We start from the raw sequence: 10416 nt of genomic DNA on the forward strand, positions 1-10416 counted from the left end.
TGTCACCGTTATTAGTTTTTATTCATTGTATCAGACCCTATATAGGCTATATAGGGTCTATAACTTCAAAAGCAATAGCTAAACTTATTTAATCACCTTAATAGGATAGCCCAATGCTTCAAGCTTTGGTGAAATAGCTTGTTTATCACCCACAATGACAATAATCATCTCAGATAATTTAAGCTGTTCAGCCGCAAGCTTATTTAGCTCTTTCGCTGTGATGTTTTCAACAATGTCAGCTTGCTGTTCAGTAAAGTCATCGGCCAGTTTGTAACGCTGAATAATGCGCATAAACCCTGCTTTTTGATATGGCGTTTCATAGTCTAATGCTTTACCTTGAGAAATCGAACTGCGCATAAAGGCCAACTCTTCTTCCGTCATACCGTCTTTTTGGAACTGCTTTATTTCATTAATAAATTCAGTTACTGACTCCGCTGTCACATCACTTCTCACACTTGCAGAAGCTTCAAAACGTCCAGTTAAGTCATTCCCATTAAAGCCAGTACGCGCGCCGTAGGTATAACCTTTATCTTCACGAAGATTTAAGTTAATGCGACTATTAAACGCGCCGCCCAATGGATAATTCATTAAGAATGCTTTGAAGTAATTACCAGTAGCATCATAAGGTAAAGCACGTTTACCCATTTTAATCACTGATTGGGCAGCATCTGGTTTATCAATGATATAAATGGTGCCACCAGCAAGCTTAGGCAATGGTGGTAATGCCATAGGCTCATTAGCTTGACCTTGCCATTGCTCAAATACTGCTAATGAAGGCATGATTTCTTGCTGATTTAAATCAGACACCACGACCACCTGTGCATTGCCAGCTTTATACTGCTGCTGATAAAACTGCTTCACATCATCAAGCGTTAATCCTGATACAGTCTCAAGAGTACCACCAGCATTAGCACTAAAATGGCTATCATCGCCATAAAGTAAGCTTGAAAAACCACGGCTAGCAAGAAAGTTAGGATCTGACTCTTGATGCTGTAGACCTTGAATTTCCTGTTGCTTTAAGCGCTCAAAATCCGCCTCAGCAAAAGCTGGACTAAATAACTTTTCTTGTAAAATAGCTAATGTCGGCGTTAGGTTCTCTGTCAAACTCGACACTTGAATATAGCTTTGCGTGGCTGATGCACCGAACGAAATACGACTACCTAGCATTTCTAGTGCGCCCGCTAACTCTTCTGTTGTGCGCTTTTCGGTTGACTCGTTTAGCATTGACGCAGTTATTGAAGCTAAGCCAGCTTTATCCATTTCAGGAAGTCGATTTCCTCCTTCAAGATAAATTAATAACTCAACGGTTGGGGTTTCATTACTTTCAGTCCCCATGACTTCAATACCATTAGCTAATGATGCAGTCCAAAGCTGAGGTACTTTAAGTACAGGGGCGTCACCAACTTTCGGCATGACTGTGCGATCAAAGCTTGAGGTAATTTGACGGACATTTTCAGTCCCAGTTACCGCTTCCTCAGCAATAGGTAGCATAGTCGGAGTAAAGTTATCCGGTTTTGCAATAAGCTGTTTTGCACCTTCTGGGACAACGCTCATCACCACCATCGGTTTATCTTTGATATATTTGTTGAAAACGCGCATGACGTCTTCTTTCGTGACACTGGCGTATCGCTCAAGATCACTTGCGACCATATTCGGGTTATCGAAAAAGGTTTGATTATAAGCCAGTGTTGATACCTTACCTTTGACACTTTGCATGCCATAGATAGTGTCAGACTCAAATTGTACTTTTACTTTTTGTAAATCGTCATCGGTCACCCCGCGTTGCTCAAATTCAGCAATAGAGTCAGTAATCTTTTGCTCAAGGTCAGCAAGGTTAGCACCACTAGCCGGGTTAGCTAATGCAAATAAGGTTAAACGACAAGATAACTCTTGGCACGGGTGCCCTACCGAGGCTTGCACCGCAAAACCATCTTTTACTAGGTTTTTATAGAGTAATGAGGTTTTCCCCCCACCTAATATGTTTGCTAATAAATCTAATGCGGCTTCATCTTGATGACGAGCGTATACCGTTGGGAATCCCATGTAGACAAGTGGTAAATGTACCTTGTCTTCCATAGAGATATAACGAGTTTTATCTAGGCTCACTGGTGTCTTCGGATCCGGATTTACTTCAGGGCCACGTGCTAATTCACCAAAGTACTTATTCACCATGGCAAGGGTTTGCACTTCATCAAAGTCACCGCCAATGGTTAATGTTGCATTGTTAGGGCCATACCAACGTTTGAAAAAGTTTCTAACATCATCAACCGTGGCACGTTCTAAATCTTCAGGCCAGCCAATTACTGGCCAAGAATAAGGGTGCCCTGCTGGGAACATTGCTTGATTGAAACGCTCATTCAAACGGCCATATGGCTGGTTATCAATACGCTGAGCCCGTTCATTTTTAACTGTCTCACGCTGTACTTCAAACTTCTCGCTGGTTAACGCTGGCAACAAAAAGCCCATTCGGTCTGACTCTAGCCACAACATTTTTTCTAGCTGATTACTTGGCACCGTTTCAAAGTAGTTGGTTCGGTCGGTATTAGTGGTGCCATTTAAGGTGCCACCTGCTTCGGTGATCACTTTAAAGTGTTGTTCATCGCCCACATTTTGCGAACCTTGAAACATCATGTGCTCAAATAAATGTGCAAAGCCACTGCGGCCAGCCACTTCGCGAGCTGAGCCCACATGATAGGTCACATCAACATGAACTAAAGGATCTGAGCTGTCTTGATGCAGAATGACCGTTAAGCCGTTTTCAAGTTGGTATTTTTTATAAGGGATGCCTATCGCATCTGATGCTTGAACGGTTTCAAGTAAGGTCACCCCGTCGGGTAATAATGAAGAGGTCGTTGCTTCATGAGCGCAGCCACTAATAGCGATTGAAATTGCCGCTGCTAAGATCCATTTTTTCACTCTATTCTCCTTGAATAAATATAAGGTCAGTGAGATGTGCTAATGTCATCTCTGACAGCAGGGAATACATAGGGTTTCAGTAAATTTCACCTTATTGATTCAATTGCTGAAAAAAGCCTCACTGACATTATTTATAAAATACGATTCGTATAAAATACTTGGTGTAAAACGCCTATTACTATCGTTTTACCACGCCCACATAAAGGCCGCTACTATTAAAGAGTATCGAATTGTTTTGCCAATCAAAATCATGATTGTAGAAGGGACTATGGGTAGCTTTAACCAACCTGCAATTAAACACAAAATATCACCAATCAAAGGTAGCCAAGACAAGAGTAATGCCCAGTAGCCATATTTTTCAATTAAATTTAATCCATGTTGGTATTTTTTAGAGGCAAAGTCCTCTGGCGTCTTAGCAAATCGACCTAAATAGCCTAAATAGTAACTTGTAATCGCTCCTAACGAATTACCTACGCTGGCAACCACCAGCAAAGATACCCAAGTTTCAGGCGCATCTGTTAGCAAAGCCACAAGTAAAACTTCTGAACCTCCAGGTAACAAAGTTGCCGCTAAAAACGCCCCACTAAACATTAACCATAACGCAGTCATTTACTTTACCTAATGATATCTATAGAGTTTTAAACACTTTCAACTATACAGACGACAAAGTTAGCAAGTTGTTGAATTTTAAAGTGCATTTAACATATTACGTTTTTGGCATAAGTTATATCAAAAACGGTTTGTTCCACCTTGGAACACTCAATACAATTCGAAAATTGTTCAGATAAAGACTGTAGTTAAGCAATATTAAAATAAGCTGAACATGATATGGCTTATCGACGTATTCTTGCTCGTAACAAACAAATCAACAATGACTATCAATGGCCTTTATGTGTGATTGTGTTAGGTTATTGAAATAATAATCCCCTTGCCGACTTTAAAGAGCAAGTATAATAAATAGTTGGAATTGAAATGATTTTTCAAACCTTGAAACGTATTCCTTTTTGGCAGAAAGTGCTAGCGGGTTTCGCATTTGGTATTTTAGCAGGTATCGCACTTGGCGATAGCGCCATAATGTTAAAGCCACTAGGCGACTTATTCATTAGTGCCATTAAAATGCTGGTCGCACCGTTAGTATTTTGTGCCATCGTAGTTAGCATTACTTCTTTAGGCTCACAAGCAAACCTTAAGCGGCTCAGCCTCAAAACCTTAGGCATGTTTATGCTGACAGGTACGGCCGCATCATTTATTGGCCTAGCCATTGGTAGCTCATTCGACATGGGTGGCAGCATTGAGCTCGCAACAAGTGAAGTGCGTGACCGAGATATTCCGGGCTTCGCTCAAGTATTACTGAACATGATCCCCGAGAACCCTTTTGCATCACTAGCAGAAGGTAAAGTACTCCAGATTATTGTCTTTGCCGCGTTAGTCGGTATAGCGATTAATACCGTTGGCGAAAAAGCAGCGCCTTTAAAAAACACCATTTCAGCGGGTGCTGAAGTGATGTTTGAATTAACTCGTATGGTGTTAAAACTGACTCCAATAGGTGTATTTGGCTTAATGGCGTGGGTTGTTGGCGAATATGGATTATCAACTCTACTTCCGCTTGGTAAGTTCATCTTAGCCATTTACGTTGCCGCATTAATTCACATTATTTTCGTTTACGGCGGTTTAATTAAGTTTGTAGCTCGCTTAAGCCCAGTGCAGTTTTTCCGTAAAGCAATGCCTGCCCAACTAGTGGCTTTCAGCACCGCATCAAGCTTTGGCACATTGCCTGCCAGTAATAAATGTACTGAATCAATGGGTGTATCAAAACGTTATAGCGCATTTGTATTGCCACTAGGCGCCACCATGAACATGGACGGTTGTGGCGGTATTTACCCAGCAATTGCGGCTATCTTTATTGCTCAAATCTACGGTATTCCGTTAGACATGACTGACTATATGTTAATTGCGGTTACAGCGACGGTAGCATCAGTAGGTACTGCTGGCGTGCCGGGAAGTGCAATGGTGATGTTAACCGTAACACTAGGTGTTGTGGGTTTACCGCTTGAAGGGATTGCCTTTATTGCCGCTATCGACCGCGTAATTGATATGATCCGTACTGCAACCAATGTCACTGGCGATATGATGACAGCTGTTGTTATTGGTAAAAGTGAAGGTCAGTTTGATGAAGAGCAATTTTACTCAAATGAGAAAGTCGTTGAACAAGCAGCTTAAGCTTTAGCATTAGCATAGTTCAGCTTGATATAGCGCGATAAAATCAAAAATGGCAGATGAAATCATCTGCCATTTTTATTGCCTGCTTTATGACAATTTTGTCATTAAAACGTAGCGTTTTAAATAAACATTAGAACTTGGCATTAAACCACACCCAGCCTTTATCGGTATCAACTTTACCCGCAGCCACATCACCTGCAGAATAAGCCGCATACTTAACACCAACAGTATAGTGGTCATAGAAAGGTACACTAAACACCGCGTTAATTTCTGAGCCTAAATCATCGACAACCGCACTCGATTCATCTGCATCAAACTCATGATAAGCCACAGCCCATTTACCACCGATTACGTTACCGCCAATCGACGCATACAAGTCAGCTAAACCTTGTTTAGGTGTGGTTAAGAATTGGTCCGTCCAACCATTAAAGCCGTGCAGTGTTGCCAATGGAGTCGAGAAACCATAGTCGCCGCCATCAGATCCTAACAGCTCATAACCTATTTTGAATGTGACCATTGAAAGTCCAATGCCACCTTCAACGCTCATATAATCAGCAGAATAAGATTGGCCTGCAGTGTCTGAGTCTTGCGTCGCGTACTCTGCAGAATAAAGTACTTTAATATCACCAATATCGGTTTTTCCCGCGAAACGGACACCGTAGGTATCCAGACCATTTTCAATATTGGTATCTTCTTCCAGAAGGTAACCATAAGCACTTAATGTACCGAAGCCCGTTTTTAATTGAGCATTAATTAAATTATCTTTTGAATCGATATCTTTCTCTTCAGCAAAGATACGATTACGTTGAGTAATGTAACCGTAATCAATTTTAAAAACGTCGTTGAATTTATATTCAAGCATAAGCCCGTCAAAGGTCTGCCTATCTTGACGCCAGCCTACATGACCAACAAAACGTTGGTTATCAAAGGTAATCACTTGACGGCCACCTTTAGCAGTGAAACCTTCGTAATTGTATTTTAAAAAGAATTGGTCAAGCTCTGTGGTTTCTGGATCGGCAATGACCGAATAATCAGGGTTCTTACCGAGAGTGTTGTTGTAATCATCAACCCCAGCCACGACGCGTGAATCTTCAAACTCTACTAACGAACTAAAACCATAGTAATCAGCTGTCGCATAAGTAAGTCGAGTACGTAGCGTAAAAGCATCTGCATCTTTTAGTGCGTTATCTTGCTCAACCATTTCATAACGAAGGTTAAGGTCTACCTTGACCTTTCCCTCGGTAACCGCTTCTGCAATCGTTGTTGCTTCTGCTGCATGTACTTGGCCCATCAATGCCAATGAAGCAGGTGCAAGTAAAGTCAAAGCAGACTTGGCTAACTTTTTATTGATTAAGCTTGCAAGTTGGTTCTTTCTCATCATATTTCCCTTATTGTATTTAAAGCTTATCCATCAGAATAATCTTAGCCAACATTAGCAGTTTCATCATTACTAATTGATGAATTGCTAATATTTATATTCTCAACTTTGCGTTGTTTTTCGTATAAGAACTTCAGTACCTCAGCTCTTAAATGGTTATAATCTTTATCCTCTGCGAGTGCTAAACGCTCTCTAGGACGAGGTAAATTTACGTCTAAAATTTCGCCTACTGTTGCCGCAGGGCCATTGGTCATCATGACAATTTTGTCTGACAGCAACACCGCTTCATCAACGTCATGGGTGATCATAATGACCGTGTTATTGAGCTCATTCTGAATCTCCATCAACGAGTCTTGCATATGGGCTCTGGTTAACGCATCAAGTGCCCCAAAAGGCTCATCCATCAGTAACACCTCAGGCTCCATTGCCAGTGCTCTAGCAATACCAACACGTTGTTTCATACCACCTGATATTTCGCTGGGTAACTTATGCATCGCATGGTCCATATGAACCAGTTTCAAGTTGTATTCAATCCAATCTTTCATTTCTGCTTTGGATTTTTTATTCTTAAACACCTGCTTTACGGCTAACTCAACATTTTGATATGAGGTTAACCAAGGCAGCAATGAGTGGTTCTGAAACACAACGGCACGTTCTGGCCCTGGTTCTGCCACTTCTGTGCTATTTAAAATCACGCCACCTTTGGTTGCTTGGTATAAACCCGCGACAATGTTCAGTACCGTAGACTTACCGCAACCTGAGTGACCAATCAGTGACACGAACTCGCCTTTATTGATTTTAAGGTTCACTTCCTTAAGTGCTTTAAATGGCCCTTTAGGTGTAGGGAAATCCATATCAATGTTACTTATGTCTAAAAAAGTGCTCATTAGATTTTCCTCTCATTCATGACTTGGTTTTATCCCACGAGAACCAACGTTGTAACGCCAGCACTCCTCGGTCGAGTAAAAAACCAATTAGACCAATAACCACCACGGCAGCCATAATGCGTGCCAATGACTCTGAACTACCATTTTGAAACTCATCCCAAACGAACTTACCTAACCCTGGGTTTTGTGCCAGCATTTCTGCCGCAATCAATACCATCCAAGCAACGCCAAGCGATAAGCGCATACCTGTAAAGATGAGTGGAATCGAAGCCGGTAACACAATTTTCTGTACATGGGTCAACGGAGATAAACGCAGTACACGACTCACGTTCACTAAATCAGAGTCAATATTGGCTACACCAAGAGAAGTATTAATCATCATTGGCCACAAACTACATAAAGTGACCGTGAGTAAAGAATTAATAAACGATTTAGACACCATAGGATCTGGCGATACATACAGCGCACTGACAACCATTGTCACCAAAGGTAACCAGGCTAATGGCGATACAGGCTTAAAAATTTGCACTATCGGATTCAGTGCTGCATTTAGCGTTGGACTCAAGCCCATCCAAATTCCCATTGGAATCGCAATAGCAGCAGCCAAGATAAAGCCTGACATCACTGTCACTAGACTTGTAGAAATCTGGTCAACAAAGGTTTCTTTACCTGTGTATGCTCTGACTTTCACAACGTAGCTAGGGTCAACTTCTAATCGTGCAGCATTTCGCTTGTCTTGACGCTCATAAAAGGCCTCGGCTTTCACCCTTTCAGCATTATGCTCTTGATATAAAGCCCCAAACTGTTCTGCCACGGCAACAGGACCGGGGAATTTACCTAACGAGGTATTAATGCTATTTGCAGCAATTGACCAAATCACTAAAAAAACCGTGATGCCAATGACAGGCAGTAGCAATGCTTTACTGGCTTGAGCCATCCAAGAGACTAAAGAGGTCAATTTACTTTTATCGAGCATTAATCGATCGGTTAAGCGTGTAATGGTTGTCATAATGTGTTCCTTAACTCCGCGCTAAACGTAAGCAAGTTGATGACTCAACTTGCTTACGAATACATCATCTAGAGTTTGTCGCCCTGCTTTAAGCCAATAGCGAATTTGCTTAAATAATCATTAGGCGCACTACCGTCATAAACGATGTCATCAATGAAGTGCTGCTGTGGTTTTTTAAATCCCGTTTCCGTTGCAAAATCTGGGAAGTGCTTAGCTTCGATTGTCTTATCATCAATCAGAGACTGTGCAGCTTTAGCGTAGATATCAGGACGATAAACTTTTGCAGCAACATCTTTGTACCAAGCATCAGGCTTATCATCTGAGATTTGTCCCCAACGGCGCATTTGAGTCAAATACCAAATCGCATCAGAGTAATATGGATAAGTTGCGTTGTAGCGGAAGAACACATTGAAATCAGGTACTGAACGCTTATCACCTTTTTCGTATTCAAAGGTACCTGTCATGCTATTGGCAATCACATCGTAATCGGCACCAACATAGTTTGACTGTGACAAAATCTTAACTGCAGCAGGACGGTTAGCATTGTTGTTATCATCTAACCATTTCGCCGCTTTGATCAGAGCACGGGTTAATCGAATTGTTGTGTTAGGGTATTTTTCTGCAAATTCAGCTGTTATACCAAAGACTTTCTCAGGGTTATTTTTCCAGATCTCGTAATCGGTAACCACTGGCACCCCAATACCTTTAAACACGGCTTGTTGGTTCCATGGCTCACCCACGCAGTAACCATAAATCGTGCCCGCTTCAAGGGTTGAAGGCATCTGTGGTGGTGGCGTCACTGATAAAAATGCTTGGGCATCTAACTGACCTGAAGTATCACCTCTATGAGGCGCGTAGTAACCAGGGTGGATACCACCTGCTGCTAACCAATAACGTAATTCGTAGTTATGAGTTGAGACAGGAAATACCATACCCATTTTAAATGGCTTACCCGCTTCAGTGTATTCCTCTACCACTGGTTTTAACGCATCAGCTTTAATAGGGTGAACGGGTTTCCCTTCACTATCTTTGGCAATATTGGGTTTCATCTTGCTCCAAATATCATTTGAAACCGTAATCGCATTACCATTTAAGTCCATCGAAAAAGGCGTGATGATGTGAGCTTTAGTGCCATAACCAATCGTGGCAGCTATCGGTTGCCCTGCCAACATATGTGCACCATCTAAACGTCCATCGATAACACCATCTAATAGCACCTTCCAGTTAGCTTGTGCTTCGATGGTCACATATAAACCTTCTTCTTCGAAGTAACCATTTTCATAAGCAATCGCAATCGGCGCCATATCGGTTAATTTGATAAAACCGAACGTTAACTCTTCTTTTTCAGGAAAGCCTACCTCTGCCATAGCAGGAGCGACTGCCGTAAACGACACAGCCAATAGAGTATGTTTAAGTGCTTTTTTCCAATTCATCTTTCTATCCTTGTTAAATTTAAAAAAGTTAAGTCAAAAACTAAGTTTGAAATAGGGAAAACAAAAAAGGCGCCAACTACTCCCTAAGGAATAATTAAGCGCCTTTGCTTAAATTAATTTATCTCTTTCAAGGCTCACAACACAGACAATCGATTAAATAACCAACGATAAATGCGACTTATGAGCACTACTGAAAATTCGAATTGTTGATAAATACTATTCAGCAACCGTGCCAACCTTTTAAGTCTCTGTTTTTAAACAGGTATACAAATTAAGCACTGGTAGTGCTCATAAAGGGTGATACCAATTCAGTGCAACATAAGTTCAATCGCACCTAAATGGGTACTTGAACGGCAAAGTATCCCCCTAAAGAGGTGCAACATTTTATTGAAACGAAAAAATCACTTTTGAATAAATGGCATGAGGTTGAATGAGACTTAGTTTGCTGAGATTAGATTTAATGAGACTAGGTTTAATGAGACTAGGTTTAATGAGACTTAGTTTGTTGGGAGTAGGTTTAATGAGACTTAGCTTGTTGAGAGTAGGTTTAATGAGACTTAGTTTGTTGAGACT

General features: G+C 41.3%; 7 protein-coding genes. 1 reads left to right on the forward strand and 6 read right to left on the reverse strand.

What is annotated here, in order from left to right; all coding sequences use genetic code 11:
- Window positions 1-84 precede the first annotated feature (84 nt).
- Window positions 85-2916 (reverse strand): pitrilysin family protein, encoded by a 2832-nt coding sequence (locus BCU84_RS02390; protein ID WP_102526507.1) that lies wholly within the window; start codon window positions 2914-2916, stop codon window positions 85-87.
- A 186-nt stretch (window positions 2917-3102) separates the two neighbouring features.
- Entirely contained in the window at window positions 3103-3525 is a 423-nt protein-coding gene (locus BCU84_RS02395) for a YqaA family protein (protein ID WP_102526508.1), read from the reverse strand.
- 363 nt (window positions 3526-3888) lie between these two features.
- Between BCU84_RS02395 and BCU84_RS02400 the strand changes: the two genes are divergently transcribed.
- Window positions 3889-5136 (forward strand): dicarboxylate/amino acid:cation symporter, encoded by a 1248-nt coding sequence (locus BCU84_RS02400; RefSeq protein WP_102526509.1) that lies wholly within the window; start codon window positions 3889-3891, stop codon window positions 5134-5136.
- A gap of 130 nt (window positions 5137-5266) precedes the next feature.
- Here BCU84_RS02400 and BCU84_RS02405 read toward each other — a convergent pair whose 3' ends face one another.
- From BCU84_RS02405 to BCU84_RS02420, 4 genes are all read right to left on the reverse strand, one after another.
- Window positions 5267-6427 (reverse strand): alginate export family protein, encoded by a 1161-nt coding sequence (locus BCU84_RS02405; RefSeq protein ID WP_198589516.1) that lies wholly within the window; start codon window positions 6425-6427, stop codon window positions 5267-5269.
- A gap of 131 nt (window positions 6428-6558) precedes the next feature.
- Window positions 6559-7401 (reverse strand): ABC transporter ATP-binding protein, encoded by an 843-nt coding sequence (locus tag BCU84_RS02410; RefSeq protein WP_102526511.1) that lies wholly within the window; start codon window positions 7399-7401, stop codon window positions 6559-6561.
- Window positions 7402-7417: 16 nt separating this feature from the next.
- The gene (locus tag BCU84_RS02415) at window positions 7418-8338 is read right to left on the reverse strand and encodes an ABC transporter permease (RefSeq protein WP_241906340.1); all 921 of its coding nucleotides are present in this window, start codon (window positions 8336-8338) and stop codon (window positions 7418-7420) included.
- A 140-nt stretch (window positions 8339-8478) separates the two neighbouring features.
- Window positions 8479-9777: a CmpA/NrtA family ABC transporter substrate-binding protein gene (locus BCU84_RS02420; RefSeq protein WP_241906341.1), complete on the reverse strand. Its 1299-nt coding sequence runs from the start codon at window positions 9775-9777 to the stop codon at window positions 8479-8481.
- Window positions 9778-10416 lie beyond the last annotated feature (639 nt).

The sequence above is a fragment of the Shewanella sp. 10N.286.51.B7 genome (assembly GCF_002873615.1).
GTDB classification, from domain to species: domain Bacteria; phylum Pseudomonadota; class Gammaproteobacteria; order Enterobacterales; family Shewanellaceae; genus Shewanella; species Shewanella electrodiphila.

Bases quoted from the DNA above. Each gene is read 5' to 3' on its own strand.
- BCU84_RS02395 (WP_102526508.1), bottom strand. From the start codon at position 3,525: ATGACTGCGTTATGGTTAATGTTTAGTGGGGCGTTTTTAGCGGCAACT.
- BCU84_RS02400 (WP_102526509.1), top strand. From the start codon at position 3,889: ATGATTTTTCAAACCTTGAAACGTATTCCTTTTTGGCAGAAAGTGCTA.
- BCU84_RS02405 (WP_198589516.1), bottom strand. From the start codon at position 6,427: ATGGGCCAAGTACATGCAGCAGAAGCAACAACGATTGCAGAAGCGGTT.
- BCU84_RS02410 (WP_102526511.1), bottom strand. From the start codon at position 7,401: ATGAGCACTTTTTTAGACATAAGTAACATTGATATGGATTTCCCTACA.
- BCU84_RS02415 (WP_241906340.1), bottom strand. From the start codon at position 8,338: ATGGCTCAAGCCAGTAAAGCATTGCTACTGCCTGTCATTGGCATCACG.
- BCU84_RS02420 (WP_241906341.1), bottom strand. From the start codon at position 9,777: ATGGCAGAGGTAGGCTTTCCTGAAAAAGAAGAGTTAACGTTCGGTTTT.